Genomic DNA, 22,753 nt, shown 5'->3' with positions numbered 1-22,753 from the left:
GTTGATGATTTGCGATATCCATAACTTGATGAAGTATGGTAAAGGGAGGTATGCGTAATGGAGAGGCCGACTTCAAGGGGATTAAGCGTGTGCGGAAAATCTGGTTGCTCCTGCGGTTACTCGTCGCAAAGCTTTATTCAAAGCTTTGGAGCCACGCTTCCAGAAATAATGGAACGAATGCTAAGAGCGTCACATCGTGTGACAATGCATTCGTGACCAACAATCCTGTTGGCCTTCGGAATGGAGCATACCGGGCTATATAAATAAGCCTCGAATTGGAATACTACGGTTTTTTAAGTCATACTTATAATTTATTAGCCGAAACAAAGGAGAAATTTATGGTACAAGTAATTACAGCAAAAAATGGCGTACGCATTGTCACAGAGCAAATGCCGCATGTCCGGTCATTATCGGTCGGTATTTGGGTCAACGCAGGCTCACGCTACGAAACAAAAGAAGAAAATGGGATTACCCATTTCATCGAGCATATGCTTTTCAAAGGAACGAAAAACCGTACAGCCCGCCAAATCGCGGAAGAGTTCGACCGTATCGGCGGCGAGATTAATGCCTTCACTTCGAAGGAACATACATGCTATTACGCGAAAGTGCTGGACCATCATGGGGAGCTCGCAATCGATATTCTGGCCGATATGTTTTTTAACTCATTATTTGCAAAAGAAGAAATTGAACGTGAACGCCAAGTTGTTCTTGAAGAAATCTACATGAGTGAAGACGATCCCGCAGATGATGTCCATGAAAAATTATGGGGTGTCATGTTCCCGGATGATGCGCTAGGCCGTCCGATTTTAGGGACACCGGAAACGCTATCGACATTTGATGAAAAGATGATTCGGGGGTATATGGCGAAACATTACGGCCCTCAAAATGTTGTCATTTCGATTGCAGGGAATATTGAAGAAAGTTTACTGGAAAAAGTGGAAGCACTATTCGGAAACTATGAAGCAAGTGCTGAGTCAATTGTTTCCAAACCGTCTTATCCGGTATTTACACCAGGTGAAGTTGAAAAAATGCGCGATACCGAACAGGCGCATATTGCAATTTCATTCCCGGCCATTGCGGTAAAAGATCCGAAAATGTACAGCTTTATTGCGTTAAATAATATTATCGGCGGCAATATGAGTTCACGCCTGTTCCAGGAAGTGCGCGAGGAACGCGGCTTGGCGTATTCTGTATTCAGCTACCAGTCAAGCTATGAAGATGTTGGGACGTTTACGATTTATGCGTCGGCATCGAAACAAAACTTAGATGCATTAAAGCAGCAGATCGACCAGACGTTATTTGACCTTGTGGCAGGAGGGGTAACAGAAACTGAGCTTGAAAATGCGAAGGAGCAGTTAAAAGGCGGCTTCGTTCTAGGGCTTGAAGGAACGGAAGACTTTATGAACCGTAACGGGGTCAATGAACTGATCCACCAAAATCACCGCTCAGTAGATGAAGTACTGGCAAAGATTGATGCGATTTCGATGGAAACGATCGATGAGTTAATTACACAAATTTTATTATCCGAACCGGCAATTGCGATTATCGGACCGGAAAACGAATAACGAAAAAAGGACAGCGCGTGCTAGCAGTTAGCATGCGCTGTCCTTTTAAAATTCGGCTGCCTGAAATTTTATTGCAGCCGATTTATAATATTGATAATAGATTATAAAACCAATAATCGAAACAATCGGTGCCCCCATTAGTTCAATATTCATAATACTAAATATAAACAAGATTAGTAAATGAACTAACGTAAAGATAAAAAAGTAGCCCAGCATTGTTCCAATTGATATGCTTTTCGTACCTTTAGTCGGATTGCTTAAATAATTTTTCACCATCGAGCCGACCGAAGCAATTCCTGCAGCAAAAGCGATTGAAAGTAATGACAATTCAATTGGCCCGATTTGATTATCCAAATATAAATATGTTTGATAAATCCCGATAGGAATCGTAATGATAAGCAAGAGCAGCAAACTGAAAACAAATAAGCTTTTTACAAAGTCCCTTGGATCAATCGGCATTACCCGGAATCGTTTTATAAAGTGATTTTCGATCAAGTAGCTCATACCTAATGACGGCGAGAGCAACATAAAATAGAAAACCATAAAACCAAAATTAATTTCTTTCAAAATAATCCACAGAATCGCGATCATCCCTACAATAAATAAAAAAACAGTGATAAATAGTTTTCGCGATAGATAAAAATGCATTTTAAGCAGTGCAATCATGAGACATCCCTCCTGTTTTCACGAAAGTAAGTGATGCTTGCTGCGATGATGAGAACAACTAATAAAACAAAGAATAATACGGTGCTCATTAAAGTTGTCAGGTTTTCAAAAAATGACAAAAATTGTGTGAACGCCAATGGAAGAAAGATGATGGAAAGGTTTAAAAAGTATCCGAATCTGATACGCCGAAACAGCAGGAAAAAAGCGATAATAAAAAAGCTGATGCCAAAGCTTACTAATAGCTGTTTGACAGAAGGCAAAACAAGTTGCTGTTCGAGTAATGTTTGAATAGCAGTCGATGCTACAATTGTATAAAGGATATAGTACAGTGTGTAACGTCCTAAAAATGAGAGGTCCACAATGAAAAATGTCTTTTTGGAAATCGGAAACAAACTTGTCATGACGAGCTGGCTCTCACGTTGATCCAGATAAACGGCACAGAGCGCTGTTATACTGATGGACAGTATAAAGTAAGCAGCCGATTCGGCACCTTCAAATAATAAAGGAAGAGCGATAATTGATGCCACAAGTGGTGTAAACAAAATCCATGCAGACAATTGCTGTCCGTAAAAACGAAAAAGCATCTGTTTCATTTTTTACGCCCCTTTACGAAAAACAGCATCAGATCATCAATCGTCGGTTTTTGCAATTCAATAACTGGATTCACGAATTCACGCATGACCAAGTACTCAATTCCAAATACATAATCCCGTTTGCCGATAATCGAATGGTTCGGTATAACTTTCGCTTCTTCATGAGATCCTTTCCAAATTCCGTAACCGTACAACAGGTCATCTTTATTCTCACTGAACAAAATTTCGCCATCATGGATAAATGTTATCGTATCTGCAATTTTCTCTAAATCTGTTGTAATATGCGATGAAAATAAAATGGCATGATCTTCTTGTTCCATAAAATTTTGTAGCATTCCGAGCACTTCATCGCGCACGATCGGATCAAGACCGCTCGTCGGTTCATCAAGCAGCAAAAGTTTCGGCCGGTGTCCTAGTGCAAGTGAAAGGGCGAGCTTCATTTTTGCTCCTTTAGACATTGTTTTGATTTTGTCATACTTCGGCACATCCAGCTGATCCAGCAATTGATAAAAATAAGGACGGTCCCAAGTAGGATACACATTTCCGTACAGCACATCGAGCTCCTTCGGTGTATAGCTTTCGGGTACATGCAGTTCATCAAATACAACCCCGATTTGCGCCTTTAACTCCACTTCATGTTCAACATGATCTTTTCCGAATAAAAAAATATCGCCGTCAATTTTTTTTAGCAAATTTAAAATGAGTTTGATTGTCGTCGATTTTCCGGCCCCGTTTTGCCCGATAAAGCCTGCAATCGTTCCGCTCTCAACCGTGAACGAAATATTTCTTAAACGAAATTTTTTGAATTGCTTCGAAACATTTTTTACTTCAATTGCGTTCATCATCATTCCTCCAATAGTAAATCGAGTAAGTCATGCAGTTCCTCTTTCGGCACATTGGCAGTTTTCGCGATGGATACCACTTTCGTGAAATGCACTTCAATTTGGCGGATCAGCTCTTCACGCAGGAAATCCTGATTGCGTTCCGACACATAGCTTCCTTTACCGGCAATCGTGACGATAAAGCCATCCCGTTCCAAATCTGCATACGCCCTCTTCGTTGTCATAACACTGATTTTCAATTCTTTCGCCAATGCCCTAATAGAAGGTAGGGAATCACCTGTTAACAGTGTGCCTGTCAAAATGGCCTGTTTTAACTGATCTGTAATTTGCTCATAAATAGGCTTTTCACTGTTATTGCTCAATTTGATAATCAATCATTTCACCTCACATGTTTAGACTGTGTATATACAGTATATACAGATATGGCAGATTATGTCTACTGAAAATTATAGAAACTAAATTTTAATATGATGGATTTTTAAATAAGGTTAATTACTGCCATTATTTTTCCGAACGAGTGCTGTATGATCGTTACCCGCGAATAGCTTCAAACTTAAATGTTGAACCATTTCACTTCTGCCCATGTTGATGCATATAGTAATGTAGGCTCTTACAAGAGGAGGGATACAATGCTTTTATCAGAGCTCGCTGAAAAAGAACTCATTGAAATGGCAAACGGCGTTCGATATGGATTTTTAGCTGAGACCGAATGTATTTTTGATGCCAAAACAGGAAAAATCACAGGCTTTGAAATGCCGGCACAAATGGTAAAGATGCCGTTCCAAAAGAAAAAGGCAGGGATGGTAAAATATATTCCCTGGAGTGAAATTATTTTAATTGGTGAAGACCGAATATTATTTCAAAAAACAACTTCGACATTAAAGCATGCCGATGATGACTGAACGCTGGCTTGTGATCGGTACAGACGAGCGGATGAAGTTTTTGGCGAAGCAGTTATCGACAAATGATCGCACGGTGTATTACAAAAATACGACTGTTTGGGATGAAGCACTGAACAAAGTGGCGTTGGAGCTGCACCCGACAGAAATTGTGTTGCCGATCCACCCTTTATCGATTCAAGTGGAGGAGCTTTTAGGTATACGTCAGGCACGATTTTTTGCGGGGAAATTGACAGATCAATGGAAACTAGTTCTTGAAAATAAGTGCTTGCATTATTATTTGGAAGATGAAACATTCATCTGGAAAAATGCCGCACTTACTGCAGAAGGCTTTCTAGCGCATTTGTATAAAGAAAAGGTAAATGTGCAGTATAAAACAATTATGATTACAGGGTTTGGACGTGTAGCAAAAATGCTTGCCCTGTTTTTAACACGTCTCAATGCAAAGGTCATCATCGCCGTTCGTTCGGAAACGCAAAAAGCCGAGGCCCTTGCATATGGCTATACTGGTATTGAATTAACTGAGAAAAATAGTATGGAAGCGGATTTTATGATTAATACGATCCCGACAAAATGGCTGACAAAGGATTTTGAATCATGGATGATCCGTCCGATTTATGATGTCGCATCAAGCCCGGGGTGTTTGAACGATATCAAATTATCTCAATATGAGCTGCTACCTGCATTACCTGGGAAATACTTTCCGCAAGCTGCAGCAAACTTATTATACGAAACGATACTAGAATTACGAAAGGAGGAAGCAAATGCTTGAGGGAAAACGCATTGGTTTAGGAATTACCGCATCACATTGTACGTATGAAGATGTCATACCGAAAATTACTCGATTTCGTGAAGCCGGTGCAACCGTTGTACCGATTATAACGCCTTCTGTATTACATGCAGCTACACGATTTGGAACGGGTGAAGAATGGATTGCGAAAATCGAAGAATTCTCTGGGGAAAAGGTTGTCAGTTCCATTGCGGAAGCGGAGCCGTTTGGACCGAGTAATCCATTAGACTGTATGGTAATCGCACCGATGACAGGGAACTCGATCAGTAAATTTGCGAATGCCGCAACAGACAATGCCGTACTGATGGCAGCAAAGGCGACACTTCGAAATGGTTCACCTGTAGTACTTGGTATTTCAACGAATGATGCGCTTGGGTTAAACGGAATGAATTTAATGAAATTAATGAATGCGAAAAACATTTTCTTCATTCCATTCGGTCAGGACGATCCAATTAAAAAACCGACGTCACTCATAGCGGATTTCACAAAAATGCTCGATACTGTAGCATATACGCTCGCTCATAAAAAACAGATCCAGCCGATATTTATACAATATTTTAAATAATCAAATTATCTCACACAATTCTAATAATATATGATACAATATCCAACATTATATACATACCGATATTTTTAGGAGAGATGAGACATGACAAAGAAATTGAATGTTGCCGTAGTTGGGGCAACAGGAGCTGTAGGTTCAAAAATGATGGAGAAGCTGATTGAGCGCAAATTTCCAATTGCATCTATCAAGTTTTTAGCTTCTGCTCGTTCAGCGGGAAAACAAATTGAATTCAATGGTGAAAACTATACGATAGAAGAAGCGAAACCGGAAAGCTTTGAAGGGATCGATCTAGCATTATTTTCAGCAGGCGGAGCTGTATCTGAAGTACTGGCACCTGAAGCAGCAAAGCGTGGAGCGATTGTTATTGATAACACAAGCCATTTCCGTATGGATCCAGAGGTACCGCTTGTTGTACCGGAAGTAAATCGCCATGCATTAAAAACGATTCCAAAAGGGATTATCGCAAATCCTAACTGTTCGACAATTCAAATGGTTGCAGCATTACAGCCAATCCGTGAAAAATTCGGCTTAACAAAAGTTGTTGTATCGACATATCAAGCGGTATCCGGTTCTGGTGTGGCAGCAATTGAAGAGCTGCGTGAGCAAAGTGCACAGTGGGATGCAGGGAAAAATGTTGAAGCGAAAGTTTTACCGGTTAAATCAGATAAAAAACATTATCCTATCGCACGTAACGTCATTCCGCAAATTGATAAGTTTACGGACAATGGCTTTACATATGAAGAAATGAAAATGATTAATGAAACGAAAAAAATTATGGAAGCACCTGAGCTAAAAGTCGCTGCAACATGTGTACGTGTTCCGGTTGTTTCAGGCCACTCAGAATCGGTTTATATCGAACTGGAGCAAGAAGCAACAGTACAGCAAATTTTTGACGCATTAACTGGGGCGCCGGGCATTGTTCTGCAAGATGACATTCGCGAACAGCTTTACCCGATGCCGATTTTTGCAGAAAATGAAGAACCGACATATGTTGGACGTATTCGCCAAGATTTAGACAACAAAAAAGGATTCCACTTATGGATTGTGTCAGATAATTTATTAAAAGGGGCTGCACTCAACTCTATTCAAATTGCAGAAGCTATGCTAGAGGATCACTTACTATAAGGGGAGGATTATTAGTTATGGATTTCGGACGTATTGGTACAGCGATGATTACGCCGTTTAAAAAGGACGGTACGATTAATTATCCTGAGTTAGAACGAATTATTGATCACTTAATTGAAAATGGTACAGATTCAATTATTGCTTGTGGAACAACTTCGGAAAACCCGACAATGTCAACTGAGGAAAAAATCGAGGTCGTGCGCTTTACTGTCGAAAAAGTGGCAGGACGCATCCCTGTTATTGCAGGTACAGGTGATAACGAAACAGCCTACTCGATTATGATGACTCATAAAGCAGAGGAAAATGGGGCAAACGGAATCATGCTCGTAACTCCATATTATAATAAGCCAAACCAGCGCGGCATGTATGCCCACTTTAAAACAATCGCAAAAGAAACAAAACTCCCTGTCATGCTATATAATGTCCCTGGTCGTACAGGTGCCAATATTTTAGCTGAAACAACGATTGCGATCAGCAAAGACGTACCGAATATTACATGCATTAAAGAAGCAAGCGGTAACCTGGATCAGATGGGCGACATCATTGAAAATGTCGATCCGGATTTCTATGTATATTCAGGGGATGACGGGTTAACATTACCACTGCTTGCTATCGGCGGACGCGGCATTATTTCTGTCGCTTCACATGTAGTAGGAAAAGATATGCAGCAAATGGTTCGCGCATTTGAAGAAGGCCGTCATCAGGAAGCTGCACAAATTCACCGTGCGTTATTGCCGCTCGTTCGTGCGTTATTTGCACAACCGAATCCATCTCCAATAAAATACGCGATGACAAAATTAGGCTTTGATACACTTGATGTACGGATGCCGATGATGGAAATGCTACCAGAAGAAAAGGCAGCATTTGATGAAATTTGGGATACGTATCAGGAAAAAGCAAAAAGTTTCCGCGCATTACAAGTGAACTAACACATAAACAGTCACACCTTCCGATGAGAAGCGGGTGACTGTTTTTTTATTTTTAGTCAGTATGAGGAAGATAGCGGATGAAGTGAGGAAGAATGGTCAGCAACTGAGGATTATGAGGCGGGGCTTGAGGATGATCGGTTACCAACTGAGGATTATCCAAATAAAACGGAGGATTAAAATTTCGGCATTCTGTAAAACGGTTGCGATTTTAATTTGCCCGCAGTTCCGTAAAAAAAGAAAATCACTTTTTTATTTGTACTAACGTCATTCTCACCGTATAATGAACTTTAAGTGGTTGCTGTTCGGAACAATTTAGGAGGAAATAAAGTGACAAAATCAAAAAATGAACTTATCCGTGTCATTCCATTAGGTGGAGTTGGCGAAATCGGAAAATCAATGTATGTAATAGAAATCGATGAAGAGCTTTTCGTAGTAGACAGTGGGCTCATGTTCCCAGAAGACGAAATGCTTGGAATTGATATCGTCATTCCAGATATCACGTATTTAGAGGAAAATAAAGAGCGCGTAAAAGGTATTTTCCTTACACATGGACATGAAGATGCAATTGGATCGATTGCGTATGTATTAAAGAAAATTAAAGCACCGGTATATGGTTCAAAGTTAACGATCGCATTGGCGAAGGAGCATTTAAAAGAATTGCCAGCACCTTACCAAGTGAAATTCTTTGAAGTATCGAGCAATAGTCGCATGAACTTCAATTCTACTTATGTGACATTCTTCCATACAACACATAGTATTCCAGATTCATTAGGTATTGTGTTCCATACTTCTGAAGGCGCTATCGTTCACACAGGCGAATTCAAGTTTGACCAGTCGGCAACAGGCAAGTTCAAGCCGGATTTGGCAAAAATGGCGATGCTCGGTGAAGAAGGCGTATTCATGCTTTTATCAGAATCAATGGAAGCAGAACGCCCAGGCTATACAACAAGTGAAGCAGTGATTGCGGAAGAATTGCAAAAAACGTTCCATTCGGCACCAGGTCGAATTATCGTAGCATTATATGCATCAAACTTTATTCGTATTCAGCAAGTATTTAGACAAGCTGCCGCATCGCACCGTAAAGTCGCGGTAGTCGGAAAATCGTTAGAAAAAATGGTCGATATCGGTGTGAACCTAGGCTATTTGGAAATCGATGAGTCAACACTTGTACCAGTAAACGAAATTCATAAATATCATGATGACGAAATTATTATTATGGCAACGGGCAACAAAGGTGAACCACTTGATGCACTAGATAAAATTGTGCGTAAACACCACCGTGACATTAAAATCAGAAATACAGATACAGTCTTGATTACATTTACACCATCACCAAGCATGGAAGTGCAAATGTATAACACGATGAACCAATTGGCTAAAGCTGGCGCACATGTCATGACTTCAAACAAAAAAGTCCATGTTTCCGGCCACGGCAGCGCGGAAGATTTAAAACTGATGCTGAACTTTATGAAGCCGAAATACTTTATTCCGGTTCAAGGGGAGTACCGCATGTTAATTGCGCACTCGAAACTTGCACAACAAGTGGGCTTGCAAAAATCACAAATCTTCATCGCAGATAAAGGCGATATTGTCGAGTACAAAAACGGCAAAGTGCGCATGACAGGGCGTGTACAAGCAGGGAATGTACTGATCGACGGAATCGGTGTAGGCGATGTAGGTAATATCGTTTTACGCGACCGTAAACTGCTTTCTCAAGATGGTATTTTCATTGTCGTTGTGACATTGAACCGTGCACAGAAGAAAATTGCTTCAGGTCCCGAAATTTTATCGCGCGGTTTCGTATACGTACGCGAGTCAGAACAGTTAATGGAAGAAGCTTCTGAAATCGCACGCGAAGTGATCGAGAAGTATGTCGGCAAAGAAACGTTCGAATGGACAAACATTAAGCAAGAAATTCGCGACACATTAAATCAGTATTTATTCCAAAAAACAAAACGTCGTCCAATGATCATTCCGATCATTATGGAGTATTAATTTGAAGGGGAGACAACGATCGTTGCTCCCATATCTATAATCAAAAAGGGTTTTCTTACATTAAGCGTGAGAAAGCCCTTTTTCTAACTAATTTTCCGGAGTGGGATGTACCTTGTTACTAGTATTAGAGAATGCTGGATAATTGCGGTAAAAACTAAAGTTTATTTGAAAAAAACTGATTTTTCGGTACATAGCAGTAATAACTATTCCATTCAGCACAAACTAAGTCAATTGATTAAATATAACGCATCACCACAACCCGGAAGCCTATATAGCAACTTTGGCGTCTAATATTAAGGAACAATTTTTAAGTAGGTGAACAAAGATTGGATAAAAAGAAAAGTACTAAAACAAAAGCAAAGGCAAAACCGACGCTAAAGCCAAAAACGAAAGAGGAGCTCCATCCGCTCGCATATGAAATTATCGGATTATTGCTGATTGCATTAGCCATTATCGAATTTCTGGAGTTCGGACTTGTTGGAAGAATGCTCCATTCAATTGCCATGTTTTTCTTCGGCAATCTGCATTTTATCATCCCATTACTATGCTTTTTAGTCGCTGGGATGTTAATGGTCAAACGCCGGGGTGTCCCATTTAATACCCGTGTCGTATACGGTGTGTTGTTTGTCGGTGCCAGCTTGACGATTTTCAGTCATAGCTTGTTATTCGAACAGATGCTTGCAACAAACACACTGTTGTCAAATTCCGTATTAAAGGAAACATGGAGAATACTCATCAGCACAGATGGAATCGTAAACCGCAGCAATGCGCTCGGTGGCGGTATGATCGGCGGATTATTATTCAGCCTGTTCCATGTATTATTTGATGCATCCGGAGCAAAAATTGCCGCATTTGTATTATTGGCCATCGGGATAATTTTAATTACCGGAAAAGCACTCGTGCCAATATTAGTAGAGAAGGCCCCTACACTTAAGGGAAAGTTCAAAAGAACGAAACGCAGCACAAGAAGTAAGCCAAAACCTGAACCTCAGCAGAAGCAGCGTCGTTCTAGAACCGAACCGATGATCGAAGAGGAAGCGGCTGATTTGGAAGACCTGATTATTACGACAGCAACGCCAACACATCATGAGCCGATCATTTCGAATTTTGTGGAGCAAGTAAAACAGGAACAGCAAAAAGGTATCGAAAACGAAGTGGAGGAAAAAATAAGTGAGCCGATTATGGCCGTAACATCCGAAACGGACCAAACCTACATTTTGCCGTCAATGCAGCAGCTGAACCCGCCGCCCGAACATGATCAAAGCGGCGAATATTCGGTTATTCAAACAAATGCAAAGAAACTGGAACAAACATTTTTAAGTTTTGGTGTAAAAGCGAAAGTGACACAAGTTCATTTAGGTCCTGCAGTGACAAAATATGAAGTAATGCCGGACACAGGTGTAAAAGTAAGTAAAATTGTCAGCCTTCAAGATGACTTGGCACTTGCCCTTGCAGCAAAAGATATTCGTATTGAAGCACCGATTCCCGGGAAATCGGCTGTCGGGATCGAAGTACCGAACAGTGAAGTGGCAGTCGTAACGTTACGTGAAGTGCTTGAAGCAAATGAGCAGGTAAAAGTCGGGGCCAAATTGTTGGTAAGTTTGGGACGCGATGTAACAGGCCAGGCGATTGCGGCAGAATTAAACAAAATGCCACACTTATTAGTTGCCGGTTCAACAGGGAGCGGTAAAAGTGTATGTATCAATGGTATTATTGTGTCACTATTGATGCGCGCAAAACCGAGTGAAGTAAAAATGATGATGATCGATCCGAAAATGGTGGAGCTAAGTGTGTACAACGGTATTCCGCATTTATTGGCACCAGTTGTAACAGATCCGCGTAAAGCGGCCCAGGCATTGCAGAAAGTTGTGTCGGAAATGGAACGACGCTATGACCTGTTTTCACATTCCGGTACAAGGAATATTGAAGGATATAACGAATATATCGATATAAGCAATGAAGAGGCAATGGAGAAACAGCCGAAGCTTCCGTATATTGTCGTAATTGTCGACGAGTTGGCGGACTTAATGATGGTTGCGTCGAGTGAAGTGGAAGATGCGATAACACGACTTGCCCAAATGGCACGTGCAGCAGGGATTCACCTCATTATCGCAACACAAAGACCGTCTGTTGATGTTATTACCGGCATCATCAAAGCGAATATTCCTTCACGTATTGCATTTGCCGTGTCGTCGTCTGTCGATTCACGCACAATCTTGGATATGGGCGGCGCCGAAAGATTACTTGGCCGCGGTGATATGCTGTATTTACCGGCAGGAGCATCTAAACCAGTTCGTGTGCAAGGTGCATTTGTAAGTGATCATGAAGTCGAAAGAATTATTAATAGTGTCATTGAGCAGCAAAAAGCTCAATATGAGGAGGCGATGATTCCGACTGATGAACCAATCGTTGACGTGATGGACGAAACGGACGACTTGTATGACGATGCCGTACAACTCGTATTGGAAATGCAAACAGCTTCCGTATCTTTACTGCAGCGCCGATTTAGAATCGGGTATTCACGTGCAGCTCGGATTGTCGATCAAATGGAGCAGCGCGGGGTTGTCGGACCACCAGAAGGAAGTAAACCACGTCAGGTTCTAGGAAATCGATTTTAACTAGGAAAACCTTGACATTGTCGCACTTTTCGGAATATATTCTTTTCTATAAGTTTTGAAATAAATTCGCTAATTTTTCACATTAACATGACACATTTAAAGAAATATGTTTTCTTTTTTCGTTTAAAGTGTTATATTATTCACGAATTAGTAGGAATGTTGTACATCAGATGTCTGATCTCTATGTTATGGTGGTGATACTAATTGACAATTAAAGCAGATCATCGTCATTTATACTTACAAGTTATTGATCGTTTGAAGTCAGATATAGATAAAGGGACCTATCGTGAAAACGAAAAATTACCCTCAGAATTCGAACTTTCAAAAACATTGGGTGTAAGTCGTGCAACGCTTCGTGAAGCACTGCGACTTTTGGAAGAAGAAAACGTTATTATCCGTCGTCATGGTGTTGGTACATTCGTCAATCCAAAGCCGGTCTTTACGTCAGGCATTGAGCATTTATCGAGTGTATCTTCTATGATTGAAAACGCTGGTATGAATCCAGGCACAATCTTCATCAGTGCGAAGGAAGAAAAAGCCACGGAAGATGATGTGGAACGTTTCCAAGCTGACATTGATGACAATGTTATCACGATTGAACGTGTAAGAACGGCAGACAATGAACCGGTTGTTTACTGTGTAGACAAAGTACCGGCCAATTTACTGCCAAATGAATTTATAAGTAATCAAAACGTTTCGATTTTCTCGGCTTTAGAGCAAACCGGATCTATCCGTGTCGCATATGCAGTGACATATATTGATCCAGTAGGCTTCCACGATGAAGTATCACCGATATTGAAATGTGGGCCGGAAACAGCATTGCTTGTATTAAAGCAACTTCACTATGATGAAAATGATCGTGTTGTTCTTTATTCAAAAAATTATTTCAGAGCTGACAAATTCAGCTTCCATGTAGTACGTAAACGGGTGTAGAACAATAATTTCTATTATTTAATTCCTGCTAATATCAATTACCTTTGAGGGGGACTCATTAATGAAAAAGCGTAAATTTGGTTTATTAATTTCTTCTGTAGTAGCAACTGGTGCAATTTTGGCGGCATGCGGAACTGACGAAGAGTCAACTGATTCAAAAGACACTTCAAACAATGATTCTAAATCTGGTTCTGAAACAAGCACTGACGCAGGTTCTGGCGATTTCTCAATCGCAATGGTTACAGACGTAGGTGGCGTAGACGACAAATCATTCAACCAATCAGCTTGGGAAGGTGTTCAACAATTCGGTGCTGACAACGGCCTATCTAAAGGTGACGGTGGTTTCGACTACTTACAATCTCAATCAGATGCTGACTACAACACAAACTTAAACAACTTATTACGTCGTGACTTCGATTTAGTTTTCGGTGTTGGTTTCATGATGGGTGATGCAATTGAAGAGATCGCTAATGACAATCCAGATGCACAGTTAGCATTAATCGATGCTGAAGTAGAAGCTGATAACGTAGCAAACATCCTGTTCAAAGAGCAAGAAGGCGCTTTCTTAGCTGGTGTTGTTGCAGCTTCAATGTCTGAATCAGGCAAAATCGGTTTCGTAGGTGGTACAGATATCCCAGTAATTAACCGCTTCCACGCTGGTTTCATCGAGGGTGCAAAAGCTGTTAACCCGGACATCGAAATCCAAGTAAACTACACAGGTGTATTCGACGATGCATCTAAAGGTAAAATCGCTGCGAACTCAATGTACTCTTCTGGCGTAGATATTATTTTCCACGCTGCTGGTGGTACTGGTAACGGTGTATTCTCAGAAGCTAAAGAGCGTAAAGCAAAAGATAAAGATGCTAACGTATGGGTAATCGGTGTTGACGCTGACCAATATGCAGAAGGTCAAGTTGATGACTCTACTAACATCACTTTAACTTCTATGTTAAAAGGTGTTAACAACGCGGTAGTGGATATCGCTACTAAAGCGAAAAACGGTGAGTTCCCAGGTGGTACAACTACTGTTTACGGTTTAGCTGAAGATGGTGTTGGCTTAGCAGATTCTCGTGGTGCAATTCCTCAAGAAGTAATGGATAAAGTAGAAGAATATAAAGAGAAGATTGCTTCTGGCGAAATTAAAGTTTCAGAAGAAAAACCTAAAGATAAATAATAATTCTTAATGGTAGTCATCATAGGGGAATTATTCCCCTATGATGATTTTCTAATGTAAAGGTCTGTTTTAAATATTCGGTAAATTTAGTATTAAAAGAAATGTAAGCGTTATATTTTCATAGAATTGTAAGACAAGGGACTTATTTAGTGTAGAATTCGTCTGAAAAATTAATAGATGAAAGATTTTTACAAAAATCTTTCATGTGTTAATTTTATAAAAATACTTTTAAAGATAAATAGCCTAAGGGAGTGAGTCTAGTGGAATACGTGATTGAAATGCTAGGGATCCGCAAAGAGTTCGGTAATTTCGTAGCAAACAACAATATCACCCTCCAGTTAAAAAAAGGCGAAATTCATGCACTATTAGGAGAAAACGGTGCAGGTAAATCGACTTTAATGAATGTACTTTTCGGTCTATATCAACCAGAAGCCGGAGAAATTAAAGTACGCGGAGAATCAGTAAAAATTACAGATCCGAACAAAGCAAATGATTTAGGAATCGGAATGGTGCACCAGCACTTTATGCTTGTGGAAAACTTTACGGTTACGGAAAATATCATTTTAGGCAGCGAACCTACGAAACTGGGAGCTATCAATATTAAAGATGCTGCAAAAGATATCGCTGCATTATCGAAGAAATACAACTTGGATGTGGATCCATATGCGAAAATTGAAGATATTTCTGTCGGAATGCAACAGCGTGTAGAAATTTTAAAAACACTATACCGCGGTGCGGAAATCTTAATTTTTGACGAGCCGACTGCATCATTAACACCGCAAGAGATTACGGAATTAATGGCAATCTTAAAACTTCTGATTAAAGAAGGCAAGTCGATTATCATCATTACGCACAAGCTGAAAGAAATTATGGAAGTATCTGACCGTGTAACAATTATCCGTAAAGGTGAAGGTGTTGGAACGGTAGTAACAGCTGAAACCAATCCGGATCAGCTTGCGGAATTAATGGTTGGTCGACAAGTAGAATTCAAAACAGAAAAAGGGGAAGCAAACCCTACTGAAGAAATCTTTAAAGTCGAAAACCTTGTTGTAACGGATTACCGGGATGTTGAAAAAGTAAAAGGTCTGAATTTATCGATTCGCCGCGGTGAAATCGTTGGTATTGCAGGGATTGACGGAAATGGTCAATCAGAATTAATCGAAGCAATTACAGGACTGCGCAAAATCAAGAGCGGTAAAGTAACTTTAGGCGGCAAAGATATTACAGGTTTAAAACCGCGTGAAATTACGGAAACAGGTGTAGGACATATTCCTCAGGACCGTCACAAACACGGGCTAGTCCTGGATTTCCCTATTGGGCACAATATCGCACTACAAACTTACTATAAATCGCCAATTTCTAAAGGCGTTATAATGGACTATAAGAAGATAAATGAAAAAGCACGCCAAATCATTGAAGAGTATGATGTTCGTACAGGTCAGGGCGAAATGACGCCAGCACGAGCGCTTTCAGGCGGTAACCAGCAGAAGGCCATTATCGGACGTGAAGTTGACCGTGATCCGGATCTGCTGATTGCAGCACTTCCTACTCGTGGATTGGACGTAGGGGCAATTGAATTTATTCACTCTCGTTTAATCGAGCAACGTGATAAAGGGAAAGCCGTATTATTGATTTCCTTTGAATTAGATGAAGTTATGAACGTTTCTGACCGCATTGCCGTAATTTACGATGGGACAATCGTGGATACGGTCTATCCGAAAGAAACATCTGAACAAGAGCTGGGCTTATTAATGGCCGGTGAAAAACGTAAAGCAAAGGCAGTTAAGGAGGGGAACGAATAATGTCAAATCGAGTTGTGAATCTGCTCGTTCCACTCATCTCGGTAGTTTTAGGATTACTCGTTGGCGGTATCGTCATGGTTGTCAGCGGCTATGATGCAATCGATGGGTATACAGCACTATGGAATGGTATTTTCGGAGATTCTTATTCTATCGGTAATACGATCCGTCAAATTACACCTTATATTTTAGCAGGTCTTGCAGTAGCATTTGCCTTCCGTACAGGATTATTCAACATCGGTGTTGAAGGTCAGCTATTAATGGGTTGGCTAGCAGCGGCATATGTCGGTTATGCAATTGAAGGATTACCACGTATTATCCACTTGCCATTAGCATTACTAGCGGCTGCTGCAGCTGGTGCATTCTGGGCATTTATCGTCGGTTTCCTGAAAGCAAGACTTCAAGTACACGAAGTAATTGCTTCGATTATGTTAAACTACACAGCATTATACTTAACAAATGCTGCGATTAAATCATTATCAGACGGCGGATTCAAAACGCCGACAGTATTAGAATCAGCTACATTACGTAATCAGTGGTTACGTGAAATTACGGATAATTCAAGTCTTCACTTAGGAATTATCGTGGCACTGATCATGGTAGTTGTTATGTGGTTTATTTTAGAAAAAACAACTCGCGGTTATGAGTTGAAAGCAGTAGGGTTCAACAAAAACGCTGCTGAATATGCGGGTATGAACGTAAACCGCAACATCATTTTAGCAATGACAATTTCCGGTGTATTCGCCGGTCTGGGCGGTGCGATGGAAGCATTGGGAACATACCAAAATGCTTCGATTAAAGCAGCGGCATCAGGTATCGGATTCGACGGGATCGCTGTAGCATTACTAGGTGCGAACAATCCGATCGGTGTATTCTTCGGAGCTTCATTATTCGGTTCCCTGAAATACGGATCATTAAACATGCCGAACGAAGCAGGTATTCCGGAAGAAATCGTATCGATCATTATTGCAGTAATTATTTTATTCGTAGCTTCAGGCTATATTTTACGTGTTGGTTTACAGAAATTCGGAAAGAAAAAGGAGGGCAAGTAACATGAGCTTTTTAGAAGTGTTATACTTTATCGTCCCTTCTGCCCTTTTATACGCAACACCGCTTATTTTAACAGGTATCGGGGCTCTATTCTCGGAGCGTGCAGGGGTAATCGGTCTTGGTGTTGAAGGGTTAATGATTGTCGGTGCATTTACAGGTATTTATATCAACTTAGAATACTATGATGATTTTGGCAGAAATGTAATTTGGCTTGCGTTACTTGCTTCATTATTAGCAGGAGCAATTTTCTCGCTAATCATTGCGATCGCAGCAGTAACATTCCGTGCAGACCAAACGGTAACAGGTGTTGCACTAAACATGCTAGCTGCAGCCATTACAGTTTTCTTAGTAAAACTGATTTACGGTAAAGGTCAAACAGATATGGTTCAAGCACCATTACAACGTTTTGAAATACCGTATTTATCCGATATACCGTTTTTAGGACCATTGCTGTTCCACAACGTGTATTCAACAACGATTATCGCGTTCATTGTGGCAATCGGTGCATGGTTCGTACTTTACAAAATGCCATTCGGTTTACGTATCCGCGCAGTTGGGGAACATCCAATGGCAGCAGATACAATGGGTATTAACGTAGCGAAAATGCGTTATATCGGCGTTATGATTTCCGGTGCGTTAGCAGGTGTCGGTGGTGCATCATTAGCGATGACATCATCAAGTGATTTCTCTGCATCAACAGTAGCCGGACAAGGTTTCATCGCCATCGCCGCAATGATCTTCGGTAAATGGCATCCGATCGGAACATTAGGTGCCGCACTATTCTTCGGCTTGGCACAAACATTAAGTATCGGTGGCGGGAACATCCCATACATTCAGCAGATCCCACCAGTAATCCTGCAAGTCCTGCCATACGTCCTGACAATCCTGGCATTAGCAGGCTTCGTAGGAAAAGCAGTAGCACCAAAAGCATCAGGCGTTCCATACATCAAAGGAAAACGCTAATTATAGAACCGTCTGTACAAAGTGGATTTGTACAGGCGGTTTTTTGGTGTTGATTGAGTGGGAGGGCGTTGATTTATTAACCGAGTTGCGGAGGGAAGTAGAACATCTTGAAGGTGAAGTAGAATGTTTTCAGGCTAAAGTGGAAACTGTTTATGTAAAGTAGAACGATTCGCCGGTAAAGTAGAAAGCGTGGAATTTATTAGCCGAGTTACGGGTGAAAGTAGAACCTGTTGAAGAGGAAGTAGAAAGTTCTCCGGCTAATGTAGAAACTATTCAAAGAAAAGTAGAAAGTTTTGCGACTAAAATGGAAACTATTTAGGAAAAAGTAGAACAAATATCCAGGATAGTAGAAAGCGTTGAACTTATTAGCTAATTGGCTGGAAAAAGTGGAACGTATAGAGGGAGAAGTAGAAAGTTTTATGGCTAAAGTGGAAACTATTCAAAGAAAAGTAGAATAGGTAGACCGTAAAGTAGAAAATTCGTTTTTATTAGCCAAGTTGCGTTAAAGCGTGAACTTTGAAGGGAATAAAATTCACCGTACCTTGCCTCAAATTAAATAAGCAGCCCAAACTTCATACAAAACCATAGTTGTGCGGAGTGGAGGGGCCGACTCCTTTGGGATTAAGCGTGCGCGGAAAATCCACTTGATGTATGGCGCCGTAGAGGCATACATCAAGTTAGTTGGAGCCACGCCCCCAGGAAAGCGTGCCCCGCAACGCAGCACAACGGCCCCCATTAAGAAACGCAGAAAGCGTAAAGAAATTTTATTTGAAAAAGAAATATTTTTTATTTTCACTCGTTCACAATTTTCATTCATAAATGTCACGAGTTAGGGAATACTTAGTACGGATAATAACTTTGCACAAATCAAGGCAACACATGTATAGTAGAGAAGAAGCATTTATATTTATATTCACGAGGTAGTCAGGAGGAGTTTTTTTGTTTTTAACAACAGAAATTGCGAAAGGTGTTTCGCTTCATATACGACAAACCGCCCAATTCAAAACGGTGAACTTTTCGATTAAATGGAGAGCGCCATTAAATGAAGAAACAGCGGCACAGCGTACAGTATTATCGAATGTCCTGCAGCACAGCAACGAAAAATTTCCAACATCGGCAAGTTACCGCAGCTATTTAGATGACCTGTTCGGCACAGTATTGTACTTTGACACGGCAAAGCGCGGTCAGGAACATACAGTATTATTAAATGTCGAAACAGTAAACGACCAATATTTATCGCATGGCAATGTATTAAATGAAGCAATCGACCTGATCCAGGAAGCGATCTTCAAACCGAACTTCGAAAACGGTGTATTTAAAGAATCAATTGTCAACCGTGAAAAGGAAATGGTTATCCAACGAATCCAATCAATTTTCGATGACAAGTCACGCTACGCACAAAAACGTTTAACAGAAATTATCCGTCCAAACAGTGCAGCCTCAATTTCTGCAAACGGTAATATCGAAGCCGTAAAAGCAATTACACCACAATCATTGACAAAAACATATGAAGATATGCTAGCAAATGATGTCATTGATATTTACGTTGTCGGTGATATTAATGTAGAAGAAATGACCGAAAAGTTAAAAGCAGCATTTCCATTTGCAGACCGCAATGTACTACAAAAGACACAAGAAAATACTGCTCCTGCAAATGTCGAACCATATACGAAAGAAACGCAGGATATGAAACAAGGGAAACTGCATATCGGCTACTCGACACCAGTACGATTCGGCGATGAAGATTTCCCTAAAATGCAAATTTTCAACGGAATCTTTGGCGGTTATGCCCATTCAAAACTGTTTATGAATGTCCGTGAAAAAGAAAGTTTAGCTTATTATGCATCAAGCTCCTATTCTTCACAATACGGATTACTGTTTGTCGTGTCAGGTATTGAGCCGGCAAATGAAGAAAAGGCACGCAAATTAATTGCCGAACAATTAAAAGTAATGCAAAATGGTGAAATTACCGATTTGGAATTGGCGCAAACGAAGGCAATGCTTATTAACCAGTTAAAAGAAGCATTGGATTCACCTCGTGGCCAAATTGAAATTTTTGACCAATACAAAGTATTAGACGAACCGTTTACTATGGATACGTGGACTGCACGCTGGCAATCTGTGTCAAAAGAAGATGTGCAAAAAGTGGCACAGGATATTAAATTAGAAGCAACGTATTTCTTATGCGGTAAGGGGGAGTAATCCATGGAAACAATTGAATTCCAGCAACTAGATGAAACATTATATTACAAGCAACTAAACAATGGATTAGACGTATACATTTTGCCGAAAAAAGGTTTTTCAAAAACATTTGTGACATTTACAACGAAGTATGGTTCGATTGACCGTACATTCGTACCTATCGGAGAAACAGAGCCGATTACAGTTCCGGACGGGATTGCCCACTTTTTAGAGCATAAAATGTTCGAAAAAGAAGACGGGGATGTATTCCAAAAGTTCAGTGAAGTGGGCGCGCAGGCAAATGCATTCACATCATTTACCCGCACAGCGTACTTGTTCTCTGCAACGGACCATATTTATAAAAGTACTGAAACATTACTGAATTTCGTACAGGAGCCGTACTTCACGGAAGAAACGGTGAATAAGGAAAAAGGCATTATCGGACAGGAAATTACGATGTACGATGATCAGCCGGATTGGCGTTTATATTTTGGTGCGATTGAAAATATGTACCATAACCACCCGGTGAAAATTGATATTGCCGGCACGATCGATTCAATTGACGGAATTACAGCCGAGCATTTATATACGTGCTACAACACGTTTTACCACCCATCAAACATGCTATTGTTCGTAATTGGTGCAGTAGACCCTGTTGAAATGATGGCATTTATTGAAGATAACCAAAACAAAAAGACATTCCAGGAGCCGACAGACTTAAAACGCTTATTTGATGAAGAACCAACAAATGTAGCGGAAAAAGAGCGCGTGCTTCATATGGATGTGCAAAAGCCAAAAGTGTATGTTGGATTAAAAGCGAAGCAAGTTGGTTTAAGCGGCGAAGAAATGCTGAAGCATGAGCTTGCTGTACAAATTGGTGTTGAATGTTTATTCGGCCGCGCTTCATCATTCTATACAGATGTGTATGAAAACGGCTTAATCGATGAATCATACGGCTATGATTTCTCATTGGAAAACGGCTATGGATTTGCACTGATCGGCTCGGATTCGGAACAGCCGGAACAGCTTGCCAAATTGATTAAAGAAAAGTTGGCAGAATCAGAGCAAGGAAACTTATTTACTTCTGAAGATGTAGAACGTATTAAACGTAAAAAAATCGGTTTCTTCCTGCGTGCACTGAATTCCATCGAATTTATCGCCAACCAGTTTACACGTTACAAATTCAACGATATGAATTTATTCGACGTTGTACCGGTCCTGGAGACAATTACTGTGGAAGATATCGAAAAAGCGTTTAAAACAATTCAAGGTGAAGAGCAACAAACGGTGTTTACAATTATGCCAGTTAGCGGGCGCGATCAAAAATGAAGAAGTTTGCATTAGTTTGCGGTGCTTCCGGTGCGATTGGGCAAGCAATTTGCCAGCAGTTAGCACAGGATGGCTGGTCACTCTATCTGCATTATCATACTGGGCATACTGTCATTGACAGTATGCTTCAAGTGTTTACCGAGAACTTTCCGGATCAGGAGTTTATCCCGGTAAAAGCCGATTTCAGCAGTGACACCGGGGCGGAGCAAATTGCCGCCCAAATTTTTTCATTACAGGCGATCGTTTATGCGAACGGCCATGCATTCTATGATTTACTGGAAAACACACCAGCCGAGGAAATGACGAAACTTTGGCACGTCCATGTACAAAATCCGATGCGGACGACGGCGCTGCTTGCGGGCAAATTACGAACGAACAAAGTCAGCTATGTGCTTGTCATTGGTTCGATTTGGGGTGATGTCGGTGCAGCTGGAGAAGTAGCCTACTCCGCTGTAAAAGGCGCCCAGCACAGCTTCGTGAAAGCGTACTCTCAGGAAGCGGCATTTAGCGGTATTCGCGTTAACGCGATTGCACCTGGAATTATCAATACAAAAATGAACGCAAAGTTTGATGCAGAGGAGCGCGAAATGATCGAAAGCCAAATCCCTTTGCAATCATTTGGCGAAGCGCTTGATATTGCGAATATGGCGGCTTTTTATTTGAGCGGACGCGCTGATTATGTAACAGGACAAATAATTCGAGTTAATGGCGGCTGGTACATATAATTTCCCGATATC

The 22,753-nt window shown here is 40.8% G+C and carries 20 protein-coding genes; 16 read left to right on the top strand and 4 right to left on the bottom strand.

All coding sequences use genetic code 11. From position 1 onward, the window contains the following. Positions 1-338: 338 nt before the first annotated feature. Positions 339-1,565: a M16 family metallopeptidase gene (locus M3166_RS08825; protein WP_251689263.1), complete on the top strand. Its 1,227-nt coding sequence runs from the start codon at positions 339-341 to the stop codon at positions 1,563-1,565. Positions 1,566-1,610: 45 nt separating this feature from the next. Here M3166_RS08825 and M3166_RS08820 read toward each other — a convergent pair whose 3' ends face one another. The 4 genes from M3166_RS08820 to M3166_RS08805 are packed head-to-tail and all read right to left on the bottom strand — an operon-like array spanning position 1,611 to position 4,040. Continuing rightward, positions 1,611-2,231 carry a hypothetical protein gene (locus M3166_RS08820; RefSeq protein ID WP_251689261.1) on the bottom strand — a complete coding sequence of 207 codons (621 nt, stop codon included), beginning with the start codon at positions 2,229-2,231 and terminating at the stop codon, positions 1,611-1,613. Next, positions 2,228-2,824 carry an ATPase gene (locus M3166_RS08815; protein WP_251689259.1) on the bottom strand — a complete coding sequence of 199 codons (597 nt, stop codon included), beginning with the start codon at positions 2,822-2,824 and terminating at the stop codon, positions 2,228-2,230. Before M3166_RS08815 ends, M3166_RS08820 begins: the two co-directional genes overlap by 4 nt. After that, positions 2,821-3,666: an ABC transporter ATP-binding protein gene (locus tag M3166_RS08810; protein ID WP_251689257.1), complete on the bottom strand. Its 846-nt coding sequence runs from the start codon at positions 3,664-3,666 to the stop codon at positions 2,821-2,823. Before M3166_RS08810 ends, M3166_RS08815 begins: the two co-directional genes overlap by 4 nt. Positions 3,667-3,668: 2 nt before the next feature. Then, a complete protein-coding gene (locus tag M3166_RS08805) occupies positions 3,669-4,040 on the bottom strand; it encodes a GntR family transcriptional regulator (protein WP_251689255.1) in 372 nt (123 codons plus the stop codon). Positions 4,041-4,295: 255 nt separating this feature from the next. Between M3166_RS08805 and M3166_RS08800 the strand changes: the two genes are divergently transcribed. The 15 genes from M3166_RS08800 to ymfI all read left to right on the top strand — a co-directional run bounded on the left by M3166_RS08800 (position 4,296) and on the right by ymfI (position 22,741). Continuing rightward, positions 4,296-4,568 carry a YlmC/YmxH family sporulation protein gene (locus M3166_RS08800; protein WP_251689253.1) on the top strand — a complete coding sequence of 91 codons (273 nt, stop codon included), beginning with the start codon at positions 4,296-4,298 and terminating at the stop codon, positions 4,566-4,568. Then, entirely contained in the window at positions 4,561-5,337 is a 777-nt protein-coding gene (locus tag M3166_RS08795) for an NAD(P)-dependent oxidoreductase (RefSeq protein ID WP_251689251.1), read from the top strand. The genes M3166_RS08800 and M3166_RS08795 overlap by 8 nt, the downstream gene beginning before the upstream one ends. Continuing rightward, complete coding sequence (locus tag M3166_RS08790; protein WP_251689249.1) at positions 5,330-5,920, top strand: dipicolinate synthase subunit B; 591 nt, start codon at positions 5,330-5,332, stop codon at positions 5,918-5,920. Before M3166_RS08795 ends, M3166_RS08790 begins: the two co-directional genes overlap by 8 nt. An 84-nt stretch (positions 5,921-6,004) precedes the next feature. Continuing rightward, positions 6,005-7,045 carry an aspartate-semialdehyde dehydrogenase gene (locus tag M3166_RS08785; RefSeq protein ID WP_251689247.1) on the top strand — a complete coding sequence of 347 codons (1,041 nt, stop codon included), beginning with the start codon at positions 6,005-6,007 and terminating at the stop codon, positions 7,043-7,045. A 17-nt stretch (positions 7,046-7,062) separates the two neighbouring features. Further along, positions 7,063-7,974 carry a 4-hydroxy-tetrahydrodipicolinate synthase gene (gene dapA / locus M3166_RS08780; protein WP_251689245.1) on the top strand — a complete coding sequence of 304 codons (912 nt, stop codon included), beginning with the start codon at positions 7,063-7,065 and terminating at the stop codon, positions 7,972-7,974. A 327-nt stretch (positions 7,975-8,301) separates the two neighbouring features. Then, the gene (locus M3166_RS08775; RefSeq protein ID WP_251689243.1) at positions 8,302-9,969 is read left to right on the top strand and encodes a ribonuclease J; all 1,668 of its coding nucleotides are present in this window, start codon (positions 8,302-8,304) and stop codon (positions 9,967-9,969) included. A gap of 326 nt (positions 9,970-10,295) precedes the next feature. Continuing rightward, entirely contained in the window at positions 10,296-12,587 is a 2,292-nt protein-coding gene (locus tag M3166_RS08770) for an FtsK/SpoIIIE family DNA translocase (RefSeq protein WP_285848809.1), read from the top strand. A gap of 204 nt (positions 12,588-12,791) precedes the next feature. Beyond that, positions 12,792-13,520, top strand: a complete 729-nt coding sequence (locus M3166_RS08765) for a GntR family transcriptional regulator (RefSeq protein WP_079525331.1) — start codon at positions 12,792-12,794, stop codon at positions 13,518-13,520. A gap of 61 nt (positions 13,521-13,581) precedes the next feature. Next, positions 13,582-14,694 (top strand): BMP family lipoprotein, encoded by a 1,113-nt coding sequence (locus M3166_RS08760; protein ID WP_251689241.1) that lies wholly within the window; start codon positions 13,582-13,584, stop codon positions 14,692-14,694. Between the two features lie 260 nt (positions 14,695-14,954). After that, positions 14,955-16,496 carry an ABC transporter ATP-binding protein gene (locus M3166_RS08755; protein ID WP_251689240.1) on the top strand — a complete coding sequence of 514 codons (1,542 nt, stop codon included), beginning with the start codon at positions 14,955-14,957 and terminating at the stop codon, positions 16,494-16,496. Continuing rightward, positions 16,496-17,545, top strand: coding sequence for an ABC transporter permease (locus tag M3166_RS08750; RefSeq protein WP_251689238.1), 1,050 nt, complete (start codon positions 16,496-16,498; stop codon positions 17,543-17,545). The genes M3166_RS08755 and M3166_RS08750 overlap by 1 nt, the downstream gene beginning before the upstream one ends. Position 17,546: 1 nt before the next feature. Then, positions 17,547-18,506, top strand: coding sequence for an ABC transporter permease (locus M3166_RS08745; protein WP_251689236.1), 960 nt, complete (start codon positions 17,547-17,549; stop codon positions 18,504-18,506). A gap of 939 nt (positions 18,507-19,445) precedes the next feature. After that, on the top strand, positions 19,446-20,708 hold the full coding sequence (yfmF, locus tag M3166_RS08740) for an EF-P 5-aminopentanol modification-associated protein YfmF (RefSeq protein ID WP_251689234.1): 1,263 nt from the start codon (positions 19,446-19,448) through the stop codon (positions 20,706-20,708). A gap of 3 nt (positions 20,709-20,711) precedes the next feature. Further along, positions 20,712-22,016: an EF-P 5-aminopentanol modification-associated protein YfmH gene (yfmH, locus tag M3166_RS08735; RefSeq protein ID WP_251689232.1), complete on the top strand. Its 1,305-nt coding sequence runs from the start codon at positions 20,712-20,714 to the stop codon at positions 22,014-22,016. Beyond that, positions 22,013-22,741 (top strand): elongation factor P 5-aminopentanone reductase, encoded by a 729-nt coding sequence (ymfI, locus tag M3166_RS08730; protein ID WP_251689230.1) that lies wholly within the window; start codon positions 22,013-22,015, stop codon positions 22,739-22,741. Before yfmH ends, ymfI begins: the two co-directional genes overlap by 4 nt. The last annotated feature ends 12 nt before the right edge of the window (positions 22,742-22,753 follow it).

This window comes from Solibacillus isronensis (assembly GCF_023715405.1).
In the GTDB taxonomy this organism is placed as follows: domain Bacteria; phylum Bacillota; class Bacilli; order Bacillales_A; family Planococcaceae; genus Solibacillus; species Solibacillus isronensis_B.
The sequence above is the reverse complement of the archived record's forward strand: the minus strand, read 5'-3'. Positions and strand labels throughout refer to the sequence as shown.

Bases quoted from the DNA above. Each gene is read 5' to 3' on its own strand.
- M3166_RS08825 (WP_251689263.1), top strand. From the start codon at position 339: ATGGTACAAGTAATTACAGCAAAAAATGGCGTACGCATTGTCACAGAG.
- M3166_RS08820 (WP_251689261.1), bottom strand. From the start codon at position 2,231: ATGATTGCACTGCTTAAAATGCATTTTTATCTATCGCGAAAACTATTT.
- M3166_RS08815 (WP_251689259.1), bottom strand. From the start codon at position 2,824: ATGAAACAGATGCTTTTTCGTTTTTACGGACAGCAATTGTCTGCATGG.
- M3166_RS08810 (WP_251689257.1), bottom strand. From the start codon at position 3,666: ATGAACGCAATTGAAGTAAAAAATGTTTCGAAGCAATTCAAAAAATTT.
- M3166_RS08800 (WP_251689253.1), top strand. From the start codon at position 4,296: ATGCTTTTATCAGAGCTCGCTGAAAAAGAACTCATTGAAATGGCAAAC.
- M3166_RS08795 (WP_251689251.1), top strand. From the start codon at position 4,561: ATGACTGAACGCTGGCTTGTGATCGGTACAGACGAGCGGATGAAGTTT.
- M3166_RS08790 (WP_251689249.1), top strand. From the start codon at position 5,330: ATGCTTGAGGGAAAACGCATTGGTTTAGGAATTACCGCATCACATTGT.
- M3166_RS08785 (WP_251689247.1), top strand. From the start codon at position 6,005: ATGACAAAGAAATTGAATGTTGCCGTAGTTGGGGCAACAGGAGCTGTA.
- dapA (WP_251689245.1), top strand. From the start codon at position 7,063: ATGGATTTCGGACGTATTGGTACAGCGATGATTACGCCGTTTAAAAAG.
- M3166_RS08760 (WP_251689241.1), top strand. From the start codon at position 13,582: ATGAAAAAGCGTAAATTTGGTTTATTAATTTCTTCTGTAGTAGCAACT.
- M3166_RS08750 (WP_251689238.1), top strand. From the start codon at position 16,496: ATGTCAAATCGAGTTGTGAATCTGCTCGTTCCACTCATCTCGGTAGTT.
- M3166_RS08745 (WP_251689236.1), top strand. From the start codon at position 17,547: ATGAGCTTTTTAGAAGTGTTATACTTTATCGTCCCTTCTGCCCTTTTA.
- yfmH (WP_251689232.1), top strand. From the start codon at position 20,712: ATGGAAACAATTGAATTCCAGCAACTAGATGAAACATTATATTACAAG.
- ymfI (WP_251689230.1), top strand. From the start codon at position 22,013: ATGAAGAAGTTTGCATTAGTTTGCGGTGCTTCCGGTGCGATTGGGCAA.